This is a genomic window from Streptomyces stoeckheimensis, assembly GCF_045822005.1.
Classification (GTDB): domain Bacteria; phylum Actinomycetota; class Actinomycetes; order Streptomycetales; family Streptomycetaceae; genus Streptomyces; species Streptomyces stoeckheimensis.
This window is the reverse complement of record NZ_CP169550.1, coordinates 3,838,361-3,858,963: the sequence shown is the minus strand read 5'-3', so window position 1 is coordinate 3,858,963 and position 20,603 is coordinate 3,838,361. Positions and strand designations below refer to the sequence as shown.

The window sequence follows — 20,603 nt, the reverse complement described above, 5'->3', positions numbered from 1 at the left end:
GGGGATCGGGGCCGAAGCGTCCGTACGTGTGAACGGGGGAGCCGTGTTGACCCGCGCGGTCAGTGCGGGTGCGCCGGGGCGGGGGAGCTGCCGGGTGTCTTCGGGCAGGTCAGGGCGGTGTTCCAGTTGTGGAAGCGGCCCGCCGGGTTCTCCCTGTACGCCCACAGGTGGAGGTCGTAGTGCTTCGGCATGCCCGCCCAGTGGCCCGGCATGGGGCCGTCGAAGGGGAGGCCGAACATGGTCGGGCGGTCGTCGGTGGTCTTGAAGTCCTGGTCCCGGTCCTTGGACATCCACTCGACGGCCTCCAGCTTGCGGCGGCCGTGCTCGTCCTTCTCGGTGCTGTAGAGCAGCGCGGCCGGCTTGCCGGGGTCCGTGGAACCCCAGTTGGCCTCCTTGACGTAGTGGTAGCCCATGGCGCCCGCCCCGAACGGGTTGGTCATGCAGGCCTCGCCGTGCGGGACGTACCCGTCCTTCAGGGCCTCCTGCTCGTCCGCGTACTTGGCGGTCACCCGGATCGCCGTCGCCATGTCCCGCATGGCCTGCTTGTTCCTCGGGTCGGGTGCGGGCCCGTCGACGCCGTGGGCGGGGGCGACGGCGCTCAGGCCCACGGATATCGCGGCGGCGGCGCAGATCAGGAAGGCCTTGCGGGGGCGGAGGGACATCGGGGCTCCTGCCGTTCGGGTGGGGACGGGGTCGGGGCTTTCGTCCACCATCCCGGCGGGGCGGCGCCGCTGCACGCGGCGTGCCTCCGAACGGGGGGTCGGGGGAATGGGGTCGGGGCCGGACGGGTGGTTCGCTCGTGCGGCGCCGTTGCCGGGGACCAGTCCCCGGACCCCTGCGCCTCGATCGCCGGCGGGGCTGGGTTGTGGTGGTGGTCTGCTGTGCTGCGGGGGTGGGTCGGTGCCGGGGCCGGGGTGGGGTGTCGGCCTGGACTGCATGATTTAGGCGCCCTGTCCTCGGCTACGACAGGGCGAAGCTTCCTCTCGCGCCACAAATCACGCTCTACGTCCCGGCCGACACCCCACCCCGTCCCCGTCCCCGACCCGGGCCGCCGCCCCCAGCCCCACCGGGGGTATTTCAGCCGTCCGGCGATTGAGGACCGGGGTCTGGGGCGGAGCCCCAGGGGGTCCGGGTGCAGCCCGGGACCCCTGGTTTCAGCCCGGCCGACGTTTGAGGACCGGGGCAGGGCCGGCCTGGGAACGGTAGAAGGGCGGGTAGGGGATTTGCCCCGCGCAGCGGAACGGGTGCAGCCGGGGGTACGGGGGCTACAGGCGGGTGGCGTAGGCGCGGACGTTCGCGTACGGCCATGAGAACGGCGGGTCGGCGGAAAGATCCGCCACCCCGCCGTCGACGTGCGTCCCGCGATGTGGACTAGCGGGTGCCCACGATGCGGCCGGCGACCTCGCCGAGGCCCACGCGGGTGCCGTCGGCGCCCGGTGCCCACGCGGTGAGCGTGACGGTGTCCCCGTCCTCCAGGAAGGTGCGCTTGCCGTCGGTGAGCTCGATGGCGTCGCGGCCGTTCCAGGTGAGCTCCAGCAGCGAGCCGCGCTGGTCGGTCTCCGGGCCGCTGACGGTGCCCGAGCCGTACACGTCGCCGGTGCGCAGGGAGGCGCCGTTGACGGTCATGTGGGCGAGCTGCTGGGCGGCGGTCCAGTACATCGACGCGAACGGCGGCTGCGCCACCTCCTGCCCGTTGATGGAGACGGTGATGTGCAGGTCGAAGCCGCCGGGCCGGTCGGCGCCGGAGTCGTCGAGGTAGGGCAGGAGCGGGAAGTCCCGGGTGGGCGGGGCGACCCGGGCGGCGTCCAGGGCCTCCAGCGGGGTGACCCAGGCGGAGACGGACGTGGCGAAGGACTTGCCGAGGAAGGGGCCGAGCGGCACGTACTCCCAGGCCTGGATGTCGCGCGCGGACCAGTCGTTGAGCAGGAACAGCCCGAAGACGTGCTCCTCGAAGTCGGCGAGGGCCACGGGGCGGCCCTGCTCCGAGGGGGTGCCGACGACGAAGCCGACCTCGGCCTCGATGTCGAGCTTCACGGAGGGCCCGAAGACGGGCGCCGGGTCGGCGGGCGCCTTGCGCTGGCCCGCGGGGCGCACGACGTCGGTGCCGGACACCACGATCGTGCCGGCCCGGCCGTGGTAACCGATGGGCAGGTGCTTCCAGTTGGGGGTCAGCGCGTCCCCGTCCGGCCGGAACATCTTCCCGACGTTCGTGGCGTGGTGCTCGCTCGCGTAGAAGTCGACGTAGTCGGCGACCTCGTACGGGAGGTGCAGCACGACGTCTTCGAGCGGCAGCAGGTGCGGTTCCACGGAGGGCCGGTGGCCGGGGTCGGTGACCCACGCGGTCAGTGCGCGGCGCACGTCCTTCCAGGCGGTGCGGCCCGCGGCGAGCAGCGGGTTGAGGGAGGGCTGCCCGAGCAGTCCGGCGTACGGGGAGCCGAGCGCGGCCGCGGCCGCTCCGGCGTCGAGCACGTACCCGCCGATGCGGACACCGATGCGGCGCCGCTCCTCCCCGGCGGTGGAGAAGACGCCGTAGGGGAGGTTGTGCGGCCCGAACGGGTCGCCCTCGGGGATGTCGAGGGGGCTCTGCTGGGGCATGGGGTGCTGCCTCGCTTTCGACGCTGCCCGGGGGTGTCCCGGGGGCTGGTTGACAGGTTAAGGGGCTGGTGGGGCGTGCGGGAGGCCGGATTCGGGCAGTATTTGTAGGACTTGTCCGAGGGGGTCCGTATCCTTGACCGCGTGACTTCCGCCCTCCCCTATGCACTCGTGGCCACCGACCTGGACGGGACTCTGCTGCGCGCCGGAGACACCGTCTCGGCCCGCTCCTACGCCGCTCTCGCAGCCGCCCGCGCGGCCGGCGCCCGGCACATCATCGTGACAGGCCGCCCCGTCCCACAGGTCCGCCACGTCCTGGACGGCCTCGGCTACACGGGACTCGCGGTCTGCGGGCAGGGAGCGCAGGTCTACGACGCGGCGGCGGGCCGGATGCTGCACTCCGTGTCCCTGGACCGGGAGCTGGCGGAAGTCGCCCTCGGGAAGATCGAGGCCGAGGTCGGCGAGGTCTGGGCCGCGGTCAATCAGGAGGGCGTCGACGCGGAGATGCTGATAGGGCCGGGCTACCGGATGTGGCACCCGCACCTGCCGACGGTGGCGGTGGCCCGGCGGTCCGACCTCTGGGCCTCCCCGATCAACAAGGTGCTCCTCCAGCACCCCCGCCTCTCGGACGACGAGCTGACGGAGATCGCCCGGGGCGTGGTCGGGGACCTGGTCAACGTCACCATGGCGGGCGAGCACACGGTGGAGCTCCAGCCCCCGGGCATCGACAAGGCGAGCGGCCTCGCGGTGGCGGCGGCGCTCCTGGACGTCAGCGGCTCCTCGACCATCGCCTTCGGCGACATGCCGAACGACATCCCGATGTTCGCGTGGGCGGCCCACGGGGTCGCCATGGCCGGCGCCCACCGGGAACTCCTCGCCGTCGCCGACGAGGTCACCCTCTCGAACGAGGCGGACGGCATCGCGGTGGTCCTGGAGCGGCTCTTCGCGGACGCCCCCTAGGGCCTGTCGTCAAACTCCCGTCGTCGCCCGAAGGGCGGCCGCGCGGCGTCTGGTGCGTGCTTTCGGCGTGCCGGGCGGAAGCCCGCGTACTGGACGTACTTGGCTTCCGTCCGGTGCGGCGAGAGCACGTGCCAGGCGTCGCGCGGCAGACGGGAGTTTGACGCCAGGCCCTAGGGGTGGACCCGGTCGCCTCGCCCCCCGACGGCCGGGCCCACCACGTTGATGCGGGTTACATCAGCGAGTCCGTGTCGACGCCGCTCTCCCACTTCGGGTTCATGGGCTTTCCGGGCCAGGTGAACTTCCCGGAGGTCTGCCCAGGGGTCTGCCCGGAGCTCTTCGCGGAGCTCGAAGCTCCGTCGAGCACGAGTCGGGCCCTGCTGGTGTAGGCGCCCGCCTTCTCCGTCGAGGGGTCGTCCGCCACCACGATGAGGACGAGGTCGCCGACCTTGGCGTGCTCGATCTCGTTGAACCGGTAGTCGGCCGTCTGCGCCAGCTCCTTGTCGGTGAGCTTGCGGCCGAGCTTGGATTCGAAGTCGGAACGGATCTGCGCGACCGTGACGACTCCTCCGGGCTCCCGTACTTCGGCGGTGGTGGGGGCCGAGCCGTCCCGCTGCCGTTCCACCGAGACCGTGAGGATCGTTTCGACGATGTTCGCGGGCGGGGTGACGACACTCCTCGTGGCGGTGACCGTGCCGCGGATCACGTTGGAGTTGAGCGGCTGACGGGCGAACTCGGCGAGGGTGGGGACGTTGTAGTCGCGGGTGAGGGCGGCTTCGGCGTGCACCGTGTGGTCCGCCTTCCCCGCACGGTCCGCGGACGCCTTGTGGTCCGCGCTCGTGGAGGAGGAGTCCTTCCCCGCGGTGCTCTCGGCGGAGCAGGCGGACAGGGACAGGATGATCCCGGCCGCGGCGAGAGCGCCCGCGGCGATACGGCTTCGGTTGGCCTTAGGGGTAGAGGTAGTTGACGCCATTCCGGTCATCTCCGTTCGGGGTGTCGACGCTCGTGCCGGATATGTACGTGTACATCAGGGAACTCGAGCTGTTGTTGTGGTCCAGGCCCATCACGTGCCCGACCTCGTGCGCGACGATCCCGTCGCGGTGGGTGTCGGGCCCGCAGCTGGAGGCGTTCGCCAGCAGGGGGTCGAGGGTGACCTTGCCCCAGACCCAGTTGGTGTTGGACGCGCTGACCCTCGAGGTGTCGACGTACCAGTAGGTGACCGCGCAATAGGAGTTGCTGGAGGACGACTGCCGGTAGAAGTCCATCCGGCTCTTGCTCTTGTCCCCGGTGCTGACGTACCAGACCTTGGTGTCCGAGGTGTTGTTCCAGTGGTCCACGCCGTTCTTGATGGCAGTGGGGTGGGAGTTGGCCGCGGACGAATCCAGCCAGTAGTACTCGCCGTTGACGCCGTACTTGAGGCGGTGGCCGTTGTAGGTGTTGTAGGCGTTGGCTGGTGTACCCACAGCCATCACCAGCCCGGAGGCCACGAGAGGGGCGAGTACGGAGAGTCGCCGCCTCCTGCCGAACATGTTCTTTCGCACGCTTGAGACTCCTTGTCCGAATCCGACGCAGAGAACGCTTGATGCCCGGCCGTAAGTCCGGGGCGGCGCGAGCTTAACTCGTGCGTCTGTTCGAGGCGATGGAGTTTTTTTCCGACCAACTGGCGTGTCGATGAGGAGAGTTGGATTCCGGTGGCGGGGAACCGGGTCAGGCCGAGGGGGTCCGTCCCCAGCCGCGCTCGACCGACCGGCGGCATCGGTCGGGCTCGTCCCCCGCGCTGGTGAACAGTGCGGTGCGGGTCGACCTCGTCGCGGAAGCGGCCTTTGGTCTTGGCCCGCTCGATGGCGTGGACGAGGCGGTGCAGGGTGTCGTCCGCCGCGGCGGTGTCTTCGAGGCCGAAGCCGGCGTGTGTTCCTCGCGGGGCAGGTGGCCCGCGATGCCGAGGGCCGATCCGTGGGCGCGGGGGACTTCGCCGCTCAGGTCGAGCAGTGCCATCTCAACATCGCCACCGCTCTGGCCGGGGTCGGCGGCACCTTCGACGACGTGGCGAAGCTGACCGTCTACGTCGTGGACTGCGCGGGCCCCGGGAGCCCGGCTACACCGCCGCGCGCGGCAGGCGGCGCTCCCACGTGCGGTGGAAGAGGACCTCGTTGCCCTCGCGGCAGACCACCTCGTTCGAGGTGAGGAAGCCGCCCTCGTCGCAGGTGATCTCCGAGCGGGTCACCACCGACACGTCCCAGGCCAGCTCCGGGCGGTGGAGGCGTACGGTCCACGTGGAGTGGGTCCGGGCGGACAGGGGGTCCGCCTCCTGGATCTCGTAGATCTCCAGCGCGTCCTCGCTGAACTCCAGCCCGTCCGGGTAGACCCGGGTCCCGCCGTAGCGCGGGTCGACCTCCAGGCGCCACACCCCGCGCGCGACGTCCCGTACGACCAGCCGTTCCGGGCGGGGGGCGTCCAGGGTCGCGGGGTAGGAGACCCCGAGCGGCTCCGACTGCTCCGGGGCCTCGAAGAGGATCGGGTCGCTGCCGGAGGAGGGGTCGCGGATCGGGAGTTCCACCGCGCTGCCCGCCGGGTCCAGGGTCCAGCCGTGCTCCGAGCCGGCGCGCGGCCAGATCCACGGCCAGTAGGCGGAGGACAGGGCGACGCGGATGCGGTGGCCCGGCGGGAAGGAGTGGCCGATGCCGTTCAGCTCGAAGACCACGTCCTCGTACGAGCCCACCGGCCACGGCACGGCCTTGTCCCGGCCCTGCCGCGCGGACAGGTTCAGCGCGCCCCGGGTGACCAGCGTCGAGGAGCCGTCGGGGGCCACGTCGCACAGCCGGGCCACGACCTGCCCGTACGGGACGTCCATGCGCAGGCGCAGCCGGACCACCGGGCGGCCCAGGATCTCCACCGGGCCGGAGCCGTCTCCCACCGGGAACTCGAAGCAGGCCGACTTCGCGTCCTCCTCGCGCTGGTCCGGAGGCAGGTCGGCGTCGTTGCCGAAGGGGAAGAAGCGGCCCGCGTCCAGGCCCGTGTGCTGCGGGGAGGCCACGACGACCGGCGCGCCCTGGAAGGCGTACGTGACCGGGTCCACGTTCGGTGACGGCCAGGACGGGTCGCCGACCCACCGGCCGGGCAGGGTCGCGTAGCTGGTCGCCGGCGGGTGCGACTCGGAGATCCAGGAGCGGAGCAGGGGTTCGGACATGACGCCGGTGTCCTTGCCTTTGAGCCAGTGGTCCCACCAGCGCAGGGTCTCCTGGAGGAAGCCGATGGCGGGCCCCGGCGGCAGCCCCCGGTCGGGGTACTGGTGCGACCACGGGCCGATCAGGCCCCTGACCCGGTCGGCGGGGAGCGCGGCGACCAGCCGCAGCACCGTGTCGCGGTACGGGTCGTGCCAGCCACCGACGGCGAGGACGGCCGCGCCGATCGCCCCGTAGTCCTCGCACACCGACCCGTGGCGCCAGTACGCGTCGCGGGTCTGGTGGGAGAGCCAGGTGTGCACGAGGGGTTCCACCGCGCCGAGCCGCGAGAGCCACTGGTCGCGCCAGCCCTCGCCCGCGTAGAGCGGGTCCGGCGGGCGGGAGGCGAAGGCGAGCATGGTCGCCGCCCACGCGTGCATGTCGACGGCGAGCAGCGAGCCGCCCATGTAGTGCACGTCGTTGTCGAAGCGGTCGTCCGTGGAGCAGACGGTGACGACCGCCTTGAGCGGCTCCGGGGCGAGCGCCGCGATCTGCAGGCTGTTGAAGCCGCCCCAGGAGATCCCGAACATGCCCACGGATCCCGTGCACCAGGGCTGGGCCGCCAGCCACTCCACCACGGCGACCCCGTCGGCGAGCTCCTGCGCGTCGTACTCGTCGCCCGGGTCGCCGCCGCTGTTGCCGTGGCCGCGCACGTCGACCCGTACGGAGGCGTAGCCGTGGCCCGCGTACCAGGGGTGGCGCTGCCAGTCCCGCGGGGCGGTCCAGTCGGTGAGGCGGTACGGGAGGTACTCCAGCAGCGCCGGGACGGGCTCGTCGGTGACCGGCCGCCAGATGCGGGCGTACAGCTCGGTGCCGTCCCGCATCGGGATCCGGACGTCCTCGTGGGTGGTCCCGTAGGGGAATTCGGTGCGGATGATCATCGAAGCTCCGACGGTCAGTGAACGGGGTGCATCGTGCGCTTGAGCCACGGCGCCAGCGCGATCACGGCCAGTCCCACCGCGACGGCGATGGCGCCGTTGACGCCGAAGTAGGCGGGGTTGGAGACCTGTCCGTAGAGCTTGACCACCTGCGCCTGGATGCCGTTGGCCAGGGCGAGGGAGAGGAACCACAGGGCCATCGTCTGGCTGGCGAACGCCTTCGGGGCGAGCTTCGTGGTGGCCGACATGCCGGAGGTCTCCAGCAGGACGTCGCCGAGTCCGAGCAGCAGGTAGGAGCCGATGATCCACCAGGCGGCCATCTTGTACGTGTCGCCCGAGTGCCCCGAGGTCGGGATGACCATCAGGAGGAAGGACAGGCCGCCCAGGATCACGCCGATGGCGATCTTGTTGGAGGCGTGCGGCTGCCGGTGCCCCATCCGGACCCACAGCGCGGCCACGACCGGGGCCAGGAGCACCTCGAACGCGCCGAGCGCGGAGGCGTACCAGCCGGCCGGGAAGGTGAAGCCGAGGATCTCGGTGCGGGCGTTCGTCGAGGCGAGCAGCATCATCGTCGAGTACGCCTGGAAGAGGATGAAGTTGAAGGCCACCGAGGCCAGGAAGAGCACCACGTACGGGCGCAGGCGCCCCCGCTCCTCGGTCGTGACCCGGGGGCTGCGGAACATGATCGCGAAGTACACGACCGGCGCGATCACGGAGACCAGGGTGAGCAGGTCGACGAACCGGCCCATCGTCAGCCAGCCCAGTACCGCCAGAAGGGTGGCGAGCGCGGCGAAGGCCACGATCCCGGCAATGATCTTCGTCACGGCCGAGCGCATCGCGTCCGGCGCCAGCGGGAACTCGGCGGAGTGCTTGCGCCCCGCCAGGTGGCGGCGGCCGGCCACGTACTGGATCAGGCCCGCGGTCATGCCGACGGCGGCGGCCGAGAACCCCCAGTGCCAGCCCTTGTGGTCGCCGAGCCAGGCGGTGATCAGGGGGCCGGCGAAGGCGCCGATGTTGATGCCCATGTAGTAGAGGGCGAAGCCGGCGTCGCGCCGGTCGTCGTCCGTCTTGTACAGCTTGCCGACCATGCTGGCCACGTTCGGCTTCAGCAGGCCGGTGCCGGCGCTGATCAGGCCGAGGCCCACCCAGGTCATGGCGGCGGTCGGCACGGCCATGGCGTAGTGGCCGCAGGCGATCAGGATGCCGCCCCAGAGCACGGCGCGGTACGAACCGAGGATCCGGTCGGCGAGCCACCCGCCGGCGACGGAGACGAGGTAGACCATGGTCCCGTAGGCCGCCGAGACGGAGGCCGCGGTGCCCGGGTTCATCCCCAGGCCGCCGTTGGCCACCGTGTCCGCGAAGTAGAGGACGAGGATGGCCTGCATGCCCAGGAACGAGAAGCGCTCCCAGACTTCCAGTCCGGAGAGCGTGGCCAGGCCCCTCGGGTGCCCGAGGAAGGCGTGGTCGTCGCCGGGCGGCGGCTGGTCGGCCTCCGGGTCCGAAGGCTCGTCTATTTCGGTAGCAGTTCTGGACAAAACGCATTCTCCGGTTGTTTCGGCTGCTCTAGAACATACCGGGGCGCATGGGGCGTCGCCCGGCCTGTACGGTGCCCGTGGCCGGACAGGCGCCCTGGGTGATCGAAAACAGACCGGATACGCTGGCTTGAGTGATGGCAGCGACACATCGACAATCCGTGTGATCGTCAAGGTGATCGTCAGCAGACAGGAGTACCCCTCGTGACCGTCGTCGGGCCGTTCGGACTGAGCGTGCGGGACCAGGCTCTTGAGACCGATGTCCAGGCCGGACTGGCCGCCGTCGAGGCGGGTCTGCTGGAAGCCACCAAGAGCGAAGTCCCCTTCATCACCGAGGCCGCACAGCACCTGGTCCGCGCCGGCGGCAAGCGCTTCCGGCCGCTGCTGGTGATGCTCGCCTCCCGGTTCGGCGATCCCTACGCGCCCGGGATCGTCCCCTCCGCCGTGGTCGTGGAGCTCACCCACCTGGCGACGCTCTACCACGACGACGTCATGGACGAGGCGGACGTGCGCCGCGGCGTGGAGAGCTCCAACGCCCGCTGGGGCAACTCCGTGGCCGTCCTGACGGGTGACTTCCTGTTCGCCCGCGCCTCGCACATCCTGGCGGACCTCGGCCCCGAGGCCGTACGGGTCCAGGCCGAGGCGTTCGAGCGGCTGGTGACGGGCCAGATCCTGGAAACGGCGGGCCCGCGCGACGGCCGCGACCCGGTCGAGCACTACCTCGACGTCATCGCCGGCAAGACCGGCTCGCTGATCGCGGTCTCCGGCCGCTTCGGCGCGATGATGTCCGGCGCCGACGAGTCGGTCGTCGACATCCTGACCCAGTACGGCGAGCGGCTCGGCACCGCCTTCCAGCTCGCCGACGACGTCCTCGACATCGCCTCCGACTCGCACGAGTCCGGCAAGACCCCCGGCACCGACCTGCGCGAGGGCATCCCGACGCTCCCGGTCCTGCGGCTGCGGGAGATGGCGGCCCAGGGCGGCGACCCCGCGGACGTGGAGCTCGTACGGCTCCTGGACGGCGATCTGACGGACGACGCGCTGCACGCCGAGGTGCTCGCCCGGCTGCGGGTCCACCCGGCCCTGGAGCAGGCCCGCAAGGACACCGTGCGGTACGCGGAGGAGGCGCGGGCCACACTGGCCCCGCTGCCCGACTGCTTCGCGAAGTCGGCGCTGGTGGAGCTCTGCGACGCCGTGGTCCACCGCGCGGGCTGATACGCCGAATCCACCGAAGAATGGGCCGGGGGCCCGGCAACCCCTACGGGTGGGGGAGGCCGGGCCCTCGTCATGTCATCCCTGGGGCGTACGCACAGTTGGCTCCGGGGGCTGACGCCCCGACCCCCTCTTCTTTGGTCAGATGGAGACACATCCCCACCAGATCGGGTGAGAGTGGCGGCGCGGGGTGGACGTGGACGGGTAGGTCGCCGCCGTACACACAGAGGTAGGGCAGACAGACATGGCAACGAACGCAAAGACCCGCAAGGCTGCTCGGTACGCCGTACCGGTCGCGGTGTTCGGTGTGGTCGCCGGCACGATCGCGATGGTTCCGGCCTTCGCGAACGCCGGCGGACCGGACCTGCCGCAGGTGACGGCCCAGCAGCTCATCGAGAAGATCGCGGCCTCGGACGTGCAGCAGCTGTCCGGCAGCGCCAAGATCAGCACGGACCTGGGACTGCCGAGCCTTCCGGCCGGCCTGCTGGGCGGCGGTGGCGGCGTGACCGGCGGCTCCGCGGACCCGCAGGAGAAGCTCAGCCAGCTGGTGAGCGGCGGCACCCAGACCTTCCGGGTGGCCGCCGACGGCCCGGACCGCCAGAAGCTCACCTTCGTGGACGGCAAGGACGAGTACAGCCTCGTCCACAACGGCGACGACGTCTGGGGATACGACTCCAAGTCGAAGGAGGTCTTCCACGAGAAGGCGCCCAGCGACGCGGGGGACAAGGGCGACAAGGGCTCCGGCCACAAGGCCGACGGCCTCCCGGCCTCCCCGCAGGAGATCGCCCAGGAGGCCCTGAAGGCGGCCGGAACGACCACCGACGTCAGCGTCGGCGACACGGCCCAGGTGGCCGGGCGCGACGCCTACCAGCTGGTCCTGAAGCCGAAGGGGGCCGGTTCCACGGTCGCCTCGGTGAAGATCGCGGTGGACGCGAAGAACGGCGTGCCCCTGCGCGTGCAGGTGCTCTCCACCGACGGCGGCAAGCCGATCCTGGACGCCGGCTTCACCAAGGTCGACTTCGCCAAGCCCGCCGCCGACACCTTCGCCTTCACCCCGCCCAAGGACGCCAAGGTGACCGAGGGCGCGGCGGGAGAGCGCGGCAAGGACGGCAAGGACGCCAAGGACGCCAAGGACGAGGGTCTGGGCGCGCTCGAGTCCATCCCGGGCCTGGGCGGCCTGATCGGCGGCGCCGAGGGCGCCCAGGGCGAGCCGAAGGTCCTCGGCGAGGGCTGGACCTCGATCGCCCGGATCGAGACCGGCGCGACCAACACCCTCAAGGGCATGGACGACGCGGCCAAGGACAAGAACGCGCCCAAGGGGGCCGCGCAGTTCCTCGACTCGCTCGGGGAGAAGGTCTCCGGGAAGTTCGGCGAGGGCCGCGTCCTGAAGACCCGCGTGGTCAACGCCCTGATCACGGACGACGGCAAGGTCTACGTCGGCGCGGTCACCAAGGCCGAGCTGGTGAAGGCGGCCGACGCCAACAAGTAGTCGGCCACGTGGCCGGAGCGGGAGCCCGAGGGTGGGCGGGGACTGTGTCCCTGCCCACCCTTGGGCCGTTCCGGTCCTGTGTACAGCGGCCCCGCTGTACCGTGAAAAGCATGTCGAGACACGTCACCATCCGCCTGGAAGAAGAGTTCCACGAACGCCTGAAGGCGCGAGCGGCGGCCCTGGGCACGACGGTCACCGCGCTGATCACCGAAGTCACGGAACGCGAGCTCGACGAGGACCGGAAGAACTTCCTGTCCGGGATCGAGGAGTTCGCAGACCACTGGGGCTACTTCCAGGAGCGGTTCGGGCATTGAAGATCACCATGGAGTGGGCCTGGACCGCTCTGGCCCACCATCTCCCGTCCGATCCCGCCGTGTGGGATCCCTCCGGAGTGGCCGCCGCCGTGGCCCGGCACCAGAACGACCTCGTCCTGGTTCCCGAACAGCCCGCCCCGGACACCGCGTGGCGGGCCGCGGCGTTTCTGCACACGCTCGCGGTGTGCCCGGCGCTGGAATCCCCGATGAACGAGTTCTACGCCGCCGCCGCCACCCGCTCGTACCTGCGGGTCGCCGGGGCCAAGCAGCTGCCGTCGCCGGAGGAACTCGGCGATCTGGTGGAGGCCGCGAAGCTGGGCCGCGCCGACGTCGCCGCGGTCGCGGAGGAACTGCGGGCCCGGATCCAGGAGCCGCTGTCGGCCTCGCTACGGGGCGGCGCGCAGGACGCGTAGGACCATCGGGGCCTCGTCCGGGTGCAGCCGCAGCTCGGTGGCCCCGTCGGCGGAGCGGAACGCGACGCTGAGTTCGTCGGCGGAGGCGGCCTCCAGGGGCGGGAAGCCGCCGGCGCCCTCCCAGGCCGTACGTCCCTTCGCGCGCCAGTGGACCGGCCCCCCGGGCCCGCCGGGCGGCAGCTTCAGGTGTCCCTCGCGCCATTGCCCGTCGGTGAGTTCCCGGTCCCGCAGGTCGCAGGGGACGGTGACGGCGAGGCCCCGGGCGTGGTCCGCGAGACGCCGCAGCCGCCGCCGGCCGCGTACGACGAGTACGGGGTTGGTCGCGGCGGCGGCCAGGGCGAGCAGGACGAGCAGGGTGCAAAGGAGTCCGGACACCGTCCGATCAGATCACACCCCGGCCAACAGGACTAGACCAATCGGCGGGGGTGGTCCTAGAAGGTGATCTTCCAGCTGTTGATGTAGCCGACGTCCTGCGCGGCCACGTCCTTGACCTGGAGCTTCCACACGCCGTTGGCGACCTCGGAGGAGGCGTTGACCGTGACGGACTTGACGATGTTGTCCGCGCTGCCGCCGGTGCGGTTGTGCAGGTTGTACAGGGTGCCGTCGGGGGCGACCAGGTCGACCACGAGGTCACCGATGTAGGTGTGGACGATGTTCACGTCGACCTTGGTGGTGGCCGGCGCGTTGCCCGTGACGCCCGACACCGTGATCGGCGAGTTCACCGCGGCGGCGGGGGAGTCCGGGATCGTGACGTCCGCGGTGTTCTCGAAGGACGGGCCCGGGGGGACCGGGGTGGCGAACCCGAGGTTCCAGATCGCGTAGGCGATGGCGTCGGAGTTGCGGTCCAGGGCGGTGTCGTTGATGTTCGCCGTGGTGTCGCAGGAGGAGTGGTAGCAGCGGTCGAAGGCCTGACCGGAGGTGCCGCCCCACTTCGTGGCCTGGGCCGCCGTCTTGGTGTTGCTGGCGCCGGTGAACAGGCCGCCGACGGGAATGCCGACGTTCTTGAAGGACGCGTGGTCCGAGCGGCCGTCGCCCTCGGTCTCGATCTCCGTGGGGACGCCGAGGCCCGCGTAGTAGTTCTTGAAGGTCTGCTCGATCGTCGGGTCGTCGTCGTAGACGAAGTAGCCCGGGTTCGGCGAGCCGATCATGTCGAAGTTCAGGTACCCGGCGAACTTCGCCCGCTCGGCGGTCGGCAGGTTGTTGACGTAGTACTTCGAGCCGACCAGGCCCAGCTCCTCCGCGCCCCACCAGCCGAAGCGCAGGTGCTTGGTGGGCGTGAGGCCGGCCCGGGAGACGGCGAGCGCGGTCTCCAGGACGGCCGCACTGCCGGAGCCGTTGTCGTTGATGCCCGCGCCCGAGGTCACCGAGTCGAGGTGCGCGCCGGACATCAGGACCGAGTTGGGGTCGCCGCCCGGCCAGTCGGCGATCAGGTTGTAGCCGGTGGCACCGCTGGAGGTGAAGGTCTGCAGGGTGGTCGTGAAACCGGCCGCGTCCAGCTTGGCCTTCACGTAGTCGATCGAGGCCTTGTAGCCGGCCCGGCCGTGGGCGCGGTTGCCGCCGTTGGCGGTGGCTATGGACTGCAGCTGCGTCAGGTGTGCCTTGACGTTGGCCAGCGGGATGTCGGGCGGCGTGGGCGCCGCGGCGACCGAGGTCGGCGAGGCGAGCGCGGCGGGGGCGGTGGCGGCGAACAGACCGGCGACCGCGAGGGCGGTCACGGCGGCCAGGCGCCGGGAGACGGACAGGCTCATGTGGGGGCTCCGAGATTCCGTACTGGGGATGTGTGCGGAACGTGCGGGTGGCGCGGGTGAGCGTGCCTGGGCGCCGTCGCTCCTGCGTGGGTACGGCAGTGCGTCGTGCGTCAGTGCGAGCCTGATGGTGGGCGAGAGGGTGACTGTCCGTCAAGAACGTAATCCGGTCAACCCTGTTCGAAAACCGGACGAGCCCTACGGGGGGACGAGCTCTATTCGGGGGCGGGCCCGCCCCCGTACCGGATGGCGAGCGTGGCGGCGCGGTTGTGCAGGGAGGTGCGCAGTCCCTGCGGGGCCAGGACCTCCGCGCACGTGGAGTGCTGCCACAGGGCCCATTCGGCGTGCCGCGCGTCCTGGAAGACCACGCTCATCCTCAGCCAGCCGTCCGCGTGGGCCTCTTCGTCGCGGACGGCCAGCGCGGTGTCCACCACCTGGTCCCGCCGCGCCGGGTCCACCCGGATCAGCACGGTGACCTGGTCGCCCCCGGTCCGCAACTGCGCGTTGTGCTCCTGCCAGGTCCGGTCCAGGTCGACGGTGTCGGGCCGCTGCGCGGGTTCGTCGAGCGCCTTGGCGGCCAGCACCAGGGACAGCCGGTACGTGCGGTCCGCGCCGTACCGCGTGGCCAGCAGATAGCCCTGCCCGCGCACGGTGACCAGGCCGATCGGGTCCACCGTGCGCCACTTCGGGACCTGGTCCGCCCCCGCGTAACTGAGGTTCAGCTTGCGTCCGGCGAACACCGCGTGGCGGATCTCCGCCACGACGGCGTCGGACACCTCGTCCGTGGCCACCCGGCGCGAGAGGAGGTCGGTCTCGGGGTCGATGAGCAACCGCTGCGCCGCGCCGGCCGCGGATTCCCGAAGGCCTTCGGGCAGTGCGTCGACGAGTTTGAGCATGGCCGAGGCGAGCGCCGAGCCGAGGCCGAACAGCTGTGATCCGCGCCGTGATCCGGCGACCACGAGGGCGAGCGCCTCGTCGTGGTTCAGTCCGGTGAGCGCCGTCTGGAAGTCGGGCAACAACACGAAACCGCCGTGCCGGCCGCGTTCGGCGTAGACCGGCAGGCCGGCCGCGGACAGTGCCTCCACATCGCGCAGCACCGTACGGGTGGACACGCGCAGTTCGCGCGCCAGGGCGTCCGCGGTCATCCGGCCGCGCTGGCGCAGAAGGAGCACTAACGAGACTAATCGGTCGGCGCGCATATAGAAATTTTAACCAAAATACATGACCGAGGGTGTCGTGTTTAGTTGCAAGGCTCGATTACACGACGTCAGAGCTGGGCGGCTGCCGAGCCGATGGGCGTCCGTACATTCACGTGATCCGAATGGAGCTTGTGCGACATGGAACGAACTGCGGTCAACCCGGTGTCGTGGTCGGTCGAGATGGGGTTCAACCAGGGCGAGGTCGTCTCCGGGCACTCGCGCACCCTGTACATCTCGGGCCAGACCGCGATGAGCAGCGAAGGCAAGCCCGAGCACGACGGTGACCTGGCGGCGCAGCTGGCGCTGAGCATCGACAACATCGAGGCGGTGCTCGCCGAGGCCGGCATGACCCTCGCGAACCTCGTCCGCCTCAACGTCTACACGACCGACGTCGACCTGCTCTTCCAGCACTACGGCGTGCTGGCGGGACGTCTGGGCGCCGCCCAGGTCGCGCCGACCACCACGATGCTCGGGGTCTCGCGTCTGGCGATCCCCGGCCAGCTGGTCGAGCTCGAGGGCACCGCCGTCGCGTAACGCGACCGTGTCCGTCCCGCTGCCCGCGCCCGTCGAACCGGCACGGGCAGTGGGCTGTCCCCGGTCTATCCCCGGTCCCCCCGGATCACACGGCGGAGCTTGGCGAGGCGCTCGTGCAGGATGTGCTCCCCGCCGTGCCGTGTGGGGCGGTAGTAGTCCTTCCCCACGAGTCCGTCCGGCGGGTACTGCTGCTCCTGGACCCCGTCCGGGGCCTTGTGGGGGTACCGGTAGCCGATCGCGTTGCCCAGCTCCCGGGCGCCCTTGTAGCGGCCGTACCGCAGGTGGGCGGGGATCTCGCCGACGGCACCCGCCCGGACGTCGGCCATGGCCTCGTCGATCGCGGTGATCACCGCGTTCGACTTCGGCGCCGTGGCCAGGTGCACGGTGGCCTGCGCGAGGGCGAGGCGGGCCTCGGGCATGCCGATCAGCTGGACCGTCTGCGCCGCCGCGACGGCCGCCTGCAGCGCCGTGGGGTCGGCCAGCCCGACGTCCTCGCTGGCGTGCACCAGCAGCCGTCGCGCGATGAACCGCGGATCCTCCCCGGCCACGAGCATGCGGGCCAGGTAGTGCAGCGCGGCGTCGGGGTCCGAGCCGCGGATCGACTTGATGAACGCGCTGATGACGTCGTAGTGCTGGTCGCCCTGCCGGTCGTAGCGCACGGTGGTCTCGGCGACGGCCCGTTCCACGGCCGGTACGTCGATCACCGTGCCGCCGGTGTCGGTCACCCCGTCGGCGCTCGCCTCCAGCGCGGTCAGCGCGCTGCGGGCGTCGCCGGCCGCGAGGCGCACCAGGACGTCCTCGGCCTCGGGGGACAGCGAGACCGAACCGCCGAGGCCGCGCTCGTCCTTCAGCGCCCGCCGCAGCAGCGCGCGGAGGTCCTCCTCGTCCAGGGACTGGAGCTGGAGCACCAGCATCCGCGAGAGCAGCGGCGTCACCACCGAGAACGACGGGTTCTCCGTGGTGGCGGCGACCAGCAGGACGAGCCGGTCCTCGACGGCTCCGAGCAGGGCGTCCTGCTGGGTCTTGGAGAACCGGTGCACCTCGTCGATGAACAGCACGGTCCGCCGGTTCTGGCGGTCCCGGCGCAGGCGCGCCTCGTTCATCACCTCGCGCAGTTCCTTGACCCCGCTGGACAGCGCCGACAGGGCGACGAAGTGGCGGGTGTCGACGGCGGCGAGCAGCCGCGCGATCGTGGTCTTCCCGGTGCCGGGGGGCCCGTAGAGCAGGACGGACGAGGCCTCGCCCCCCTCCGCCAGCCGCCGCAGCGGCGCGCCGGGACCCAGCAGGTGTGCCTGACCGACGACCTCGGCGAGCGTCCGGGGCCGCATCCGTGCCGCCAGCGGCGCGGTGGCCCGTACGGCCTCCGTCTCCGGGGGCGGAGGGGCGGCTTCGGACAGCGGTAACTCGAACAACCCGTCACCATCGGACACGTGCGGCGGCCTTCCTCTGCGGACCGGTCACGCGAACAGCGTTCCCCGGGCGATGACCACGGCGGATCCCGCGACCTGGACGGAATCGATCCGCTCGGGCGTCCCCATGGCCCGGGCGTGCATCGTCGAAGGGCGGCCCATCTCGACCCCCTGTCGGATGCTGATCCACTCCCCGAAGGGGATCAGGCCGTGCCGGGCCAAGTGTACGGCGAGGGACCCGGCGGCCGAGCCCGTGGCCGCGTCCTCCACCACGCCGTAGGCGGGCGAGAACATCCGCAGTCTCCACTGGGTGCCCGAGCCGGCGAAGCAGTTGGCGGCCATGTCGGGCAGCCTCGCGAGACTCCTGTGGTCCGGTTCCAGGGCGGAGAGCGCGGCCACGTCGTCCAGCCCGACGAACACGTGCCGCGGCCCGTTGTGGTAGACCTCGACCGGCAGGGTGCTGCCGGTCGCCGACAGGTCGAGGGCGGCGAGCAGTTCGTCCGCGCGGTCGTAGGCCTCCCACGTCGGGACGGGCTGCCACATGCCGGCCGCGTCGGCCCGGCCGTCGTCGTCACGCTCGAGTTCGAACGCGACGGTGCCCATGGCGGTCTCCATCAGGAGCTCCTTCGAGGCGTGCGACTCGCCGAGCACGATGGCCGTGCCCAGGGTCGGATGCCCGGCGAACGGCAGCTCGTTGACGGGGGTGAAGATGCGGACCCGGACATCGCCGTCGTCCTGCGCGGGGAGGACGAAGACCGTCTCCGACAAGTGCATCTCCTGCGCGATCTGCTGCATGCGCTCGGCTGACAGGCCGGAGGAGTCCAGGAAGACCGCGGTCGGATTTCCTTCCAGTGGGACCTTGGTGAAGACGTCGGCCACCACGTACTCGTACGTATCCATGCGTTCCGTCCAGAGGTGGTCTCAGTGTGTGTCGAACAGGACCTGGTACCGGGCGACCGCCCGCACCGTGGCCGCGTACTCGGCGGGCGTCGGGTGGAACGGATCCGCGGCCGGGGGCAGGGCGCCGAACTTGAGCAGCGCGGCCATGAGGAGCAGGCGCGCCTTGGTGGCCGTGAGGTTGTTGCCCGAGATGAACGCCGGATCCATCCGGTACGCCATGCCCCCGGTGTTGCCGCGACCCGTACGGACCACCGGCATGCCGGCGAAGACGGCGACGCCCAGCGCCGCGTTCTTCGCCGGGTCGGCCATCCCGAACGGTGACATGCCCTCACAGACGAATCCGGTCAGCGGCGCGCCCGCGAGGCCGGCGTCGATCCGGGCGAGGATCTCGACCTCGTCGTCGGAGAGGGACGGATGGTCGGAGCCCGCGCCCGTGGCCGCGTACCGGCTGTACTTGGTGATCGAGACGTGTGGCATGGCGGCGGGCACGAGCCCGCCGGCGTCCTTCGTCTCCACGTCGACCAGGGACACCCCGGTGTCCAGGGCCCCGGTCACACCGGAGACCCGGTCGGGGAGCACGGTCAGGCGCAGGTCGGAGCGGTGGGTGTGCCTGCGCGCCGGGAGGTAGGTGACCTGCGGGGGACCGTAGCCGCCCATGTCGGCGACCACTCCTCCGTGGCCGCCGGTGACCTCGTACCCCCCGGGCCGGGCGTCGACCTTGGTCACGTCGCGGGCCGAGTAGACGAGTTCGTCGACGATCACGCAGGCGCCGATGCGGTCGACGCCGTTCTCGTCCAGGGCGACGCCCGAGGCGATGAACTTCACGCCGTCCACCACGTTGCGGTCGCCGTCGGCGCTCGCGGACTGGTGGCGGCGCTGGGCCGCGTGCCCGACGAGCGGCACCGTGGTGTCGACGAGCAGGCCGAGCCAGTACAGGGTCTCGTCGACGGTCGGGCTGCCCTCGAGCCACTGCACGCCGGTGAACCCTCCCGTGGAGAGGACGGCCTGCACCTGGTTGGTCGCCTCCGCCAGGTTCGCCAGGCCGGGCTCGCTCTGGAGGTGGTACGGGTAGTAGACGAAGAAGTCCTTGCCGGGGCGTTCGGCATCGGGGCCCGAGGTGTACCCGCCCGACGGGGCCGCGCGGAAGAAGTCGAACTCGGCGAGCGACCCGAGCTCGACGGGGGCGCCGAGGTCGGCGAGCCCGAACCGGTCGATCTCCTCGTACAGGCGCCGGGCATCGGGGTAGAACGTCTGCCGGGCGGCCGCCGCCGGTGCGAAGGGCGCCGCCGCGGTCTCCTCCCAGGCGGAACCGTCCGCCTGCCTGGCCATGTACGGCAGGGGGTAGAGGCCGTCGGCCGGATCGAGTTCGACGACGTACACCGGGGTGGCGTCCTCGAAGGGCTGCTCCTGGTGGAACGTTCCTTCCTTGTCGAGCCAGCCGTCCGGCGGGGCGTACAGGCCGGCCGACTCCCGTTCGAGCGGGTGCGCGCTGAATGCCTCGACGTACAAGGTCGCGGGCGCCGCGAGCCGCTGCGAACGCAGGACGTCGAACCGGGAGGGGAGCAGCGGAAGACCGTGGCGTACCCGTGCCTTGTTCGACGTGACCAGGTCGGGTGTGTTCAGGATCGTCGCCGTCGGTCCGGCGAACACCGCGATCCGCGGTCGCCGCGCGGGGCGCGGAAGCATTTCGTCCGTCTCGGCGTCCATCACAGCGGCCCCAGGTGCTCGATCGATACGTGGTGCTGCTCGGCCAGGCGCCGCGCAACCAGCGAGCGGTGACAGGCCGCCGCGTCGCGCTCGACGCAGAACAGCGCGGCGGTCCCGTCGCCCGGCAGCCGCGCCACGATCGGGTCGAGGTCGGCCGGGTCGAGGATCTCGGAGGTGTAGCGACGGGTGTACTCGGCGGCGAGCTCCTGGCGGGAGCGCTTGCCGACGCCCCGGCGGTCGTCCTCGGCGTACTGGAGGTGGCGCAGCTCGGTGGTCGGAGCGAGCTCGCGGTGGTGCTCGTAGGCGATCCCGGCCTCGGCGAGGGCCGCCTGCAGCCGCAGTGAGTTCGCCCAGGCGTAGTCCGGGCCGCGGACGCCGCGGCGCTGGCGCACGTCGAGCACCAGGCGCACACCGGCCTGTTGGAGTCGTTGCAGGTAGGAATCGGCGTCGAAGCCGTAGACGCCGATCGTTGCGATCTTGAGCACCGGAGGTCTCCTTTCC

Annotated in this window: 19 protein-coding genes and 1 pseudogene; 7 read left to right on the top strand and 13 right to left on the bottom strand. The window is 71.2% G+C overall.

Translation table 11 applies throughout. The features are described 5' to 3' along the window. Positions 1 to 59: 59 nt before the first annotated feature. Both ACE1OC_RS17275 and fahA read right to left on the bottom strand, forming a co-directional pair. On the bottom strand, positions 60 to 662 hold the full coding sequence (locus ACE1OC_RS17275; RefSeq protein ID WP_407837748.1) for a hypothetical protein: 603 nt from the start codon (positions 660 to 662) through the stop codon (positions 60 to 62). A gap of 709 nt (positions 663 to 1,371) precedes the next feature. Continuing rightward, positions 1,372 to 2,595, bottom strand: coding sequence for a fumarylacetoacetase (fahA, locus tag ACE1OC_RS17270; protein WP_407837747.1), 1,224 nt, complete (start codon positions 2,593 to 2,595; stop codon positions 1,372 to 1,374). 141 nt (positions 2,596 to 2,736) lie between these two features. On the opposite strand from fahA, the gene ACE1OC_RS17265 reads away from it, so the two are divergent. After that, on the top strand, positions 2,737 to 3,552 hold the full coding sequence (locus tag ACE1OC_RS17265; protein WP_407837746.1) for an HAD family hydrolase: 816 nt from the start codon (positions 2,737 to 2,739) through the stop codon (positions 3,550 to 3,552). 229 nt (positions 3,553 to 3,781) lie between these two features. Here ACE1OC_RS17265 and ACE1OC_RS17260 read toward each other — a convergent pair whose 3' ends face one another. Both ACE1OC_RS17260 and ACE1OC_RS17255 read right to left on the bottom strand, forming a co-directional pair. Further along, positions 3,782 to 4,522 (bottom strand): hypothetical protein, encoded by a 741-nt coding sequence (locus tag ACE1OC_RS17260; RefSeq protein ID WP_407837745.1) that lies wholly within the window; start codon positions 4,520 to 4,522, stop codon positions 3,782 to 3,784. Continuing rightward, entirely contained in the window at positions 4,497 to 5,090 is a 594-nt protein-coding gene (locus tag ACE1OC_RS17255; protein ID WP_407837744.1) for a matrixin family metalloprotease, read from the bottom strand. The genes ACE1OC_RS17260 and ACE1OC_RS17255 overlap by 26 nt, the downstream gene beginning before the upstream one ends. A 358-nt stretch (positions 5,091 to 5,448) precedes the next feature. On the opposite strand from ACE1OC_RS17255, the pseudogene ACE1OC_RS17250 reads away from it, so the two are divergent. Continuing rightward, positions 5,449 to 5,622 (top strand): annotated as a pseudogene (locus ACE1OC_RS17250) (RidA family protein); the annotation flags it as partial. A gap of 22 nt (positions 5,623 to 5,644) precedes the next feature. Here ACE1OC_RS17250 and ACE1OC_RS17245 read toward each other — a convergent pair. Then, positions 5,645 to 7,651, bottom strand: coding sequence for a CocE/NonD family hydrolase (locus tag ACE1OC_RS17245; protein WP_407837743.1), 2,007 nt, complete (start codon positions 7,649 to 7,651; stop codon positions 5,645 to 5,647). Between the two features lie 14 nt (positions 7,652 to 7,665). After that, entirely contained in the window at positions 7,666 to 9,183 is a 1,518-nt protein-coding gene (locus ACE1OC_RS17240) for a peptide MFS transporter (protein WP_407837742.1), read from the bottom strand. Positions 9,184 to 9,384: 201 nt separating this feature from the next. Here ACE1OC_RS17240 and ACE1OC_RS17235 point away from each other — a divergent pair, with 201 nt between their 5' ends. The 4 genes from ACE1OC_RS17235 (at position 9,385) to ACE1OC_RS17220 (ending at position 12,608) form a co-directional block, all read left to right on the top strand. Continuing rightward, the gene (locus ACE1OC_RS17235) at positions 9,385 to 10,395 is read left to right on the top strand and encodes a polyprenyl synthetase family protein (RefSeq protein WP_407837741.1); all 1,011 of its coding nucleotides are present in this window, start codon (positions 9,385 to 9,387) and stop codon (positions 10,393 to 10,395) included. A gap of 241 nt (positions 10,396 to 10,636) precedes the next feature. After that, a complete protein-coding gene (locus ACE1OC_RS17230; protein WP_407837740.1) occupies positions 10,637 to 11,881 on the top strand; it encodes a LolA family protein in 1,245 nt (414 codons plus the stop codon). Between the two features lie 110 nt (positions 11,882 to 11,991). After that, positions 11,992 to 12,195, top strand: coding sequence for a ribbon-helix-helix domain-containing protein (locus ACE1OC_RS17225; protein ID WP_239516343.1), 204 nt, complete (start codon positions 11,992 to 11,994; stop codon positions 12,193 to 12,195). After that, positions 12,192 to 12,608, top strand: coding sequence for a hypothetical protein (locus ACE1OC_RS17220; RefSeq protein WP_250740925.1), 417 nt, complete (start codon positions 12,192 to 12,194; stop codon positions 12,606 to 12,608). The genes ACE1OC_RS17225 and ACE1OC_RS17220 overlap by 4 nt, the downstream gene beginning before the upstream one ends. Here ACE1OC_RS17220 and ACE1OC_RS17215 read toward each other — a convergent pair. The 3 genes from ACE1OC_RS17215 to ACE1OC_RS17205 all read right to left on the bottom strand — a co-directional run bounded on the left by ACE1OC_RS17215 (position 12,582) and on the right by ACE1OC_RS17205 (position 15,552). Then, a complete protein-coding gene (locus tag ACE1OC_RS17215; RefSeq protein WP_351441213.1) occupies positions 12,582 to 12,983 on the bottom strand; it encodes a hypothetical protein in 402 nt (133 codons plus the stop codon). The two genes, ACE1OC_RS17220 and ACE1OC_RS17215, sit on opposite strands and share 27 nt — an antisense overlap. A 56-nt stretch (positions 12,984 to 13,039) precedes the next feature. After that, positions 13,040 to 14,356, bottom strand: a complete 1,317-nt coding sequence (locus ACE1OC_RS17210) for a M28 family metallopeptidase (protein WP_407837739.1) — start codon at positions 14,354 to 14,356, stop codon at positions 13,040 to 13,042. Between the two features lie 212 nt (positions 14,357 to 14,568). Then, positions 14,569 to 15,552 (bottom strand): helix-turn-helix transcriptional regulator, encoded by a 984-nt coding sequence (locus ACE1OC_RS17205; RefSeq protein ID WP_407837738.1) that lies wholly within the window; start codon positions 15,550 to 15,552, stop codon positions 14,569 to 14,571. A 138-nt stretch (positions 15,553 to 15,690) separates the two neighbouring features. On the opposite strand from ACE1OC_RS17205, the gene ACE1OC_RS17200 reads away from it, so the two are divergent. Further along, entirely contained in the window at positions 15,691 to 16,086 is a 396-nt protein-coding gene (locus ACE1OC_RS17200; RefSeq protein WP_407837737.1) for a RidA family protein, read from the top strand. A gap of 65 nt (positions 16,087 to 16,151) precedes the next feature. On the opposite strand, the gene ACE1OC_RS17195 is transcribed toward ACE1OC_RS17200, so the two are convergent. The 4 genes from ACE1OC_RS17195 to ACE1OC_RS17180 are packed head-to-tail and all read right to left on the bottom strand — an operon-like array spanning position 16,152 to position 20,587. Beyond that, positions 16,152 to 17,483, bottom strand: coding sequence for a replication-associated recombination protein A (locus tag ACE1OC_RS17195; protein ID WP_407841588.1), 1,332 nt, complete (start codon positions 17,481 to 17,483; stop codon positions 16,152 to 16,154). Positions 17,484 to 17,543: 60 nt separating this feature from the next. Beyond that, positions 17,544 to 18,395 (bottom strand): PhzF family phenazine biosynthesis protein, encoded by an 852-nt coding sequence (locus ACE1OC_RS17190; RefSeq protein WP_407837736.1) that lies wholly within the window; start codon positions 18,393 to 18,395, stop codon positions 17,544 to 17,546. A gap of 21 nt (positions 18,396 to 18,416) precedes the next feature. Then, positions 18,417 to 20,102 (bottom strand): asparaginase domain-containing protein, encoded by a 1,686-nt coding sequence (locus tag ACE1OC_RS17185; RefSeq protein WP_407837735.1) that lies wholly within the window; start codon positions 20,100 to 20,102, stop codon positions 18,417 to 18,419. Continuing rightward, positions 20,102 to 20,587 (bottom strand): DUF488 family protein, encoded by a 486-nt coding sequence (locus ACE1OC_RS17180; protein WP_407837734.1) that lies wholly within the window; start codon positions 20,585 to 20,587, stop codon positions 20,102 to 20,104. The genes ACE1OC_RS17185 and ACE1OC_RS17180 overlap by 1 nt, the downstream gene beginning before the upstream one ends. Between the last annotated feature and the right edge of the window lie 16 nt (positions 20,588 to 20,603).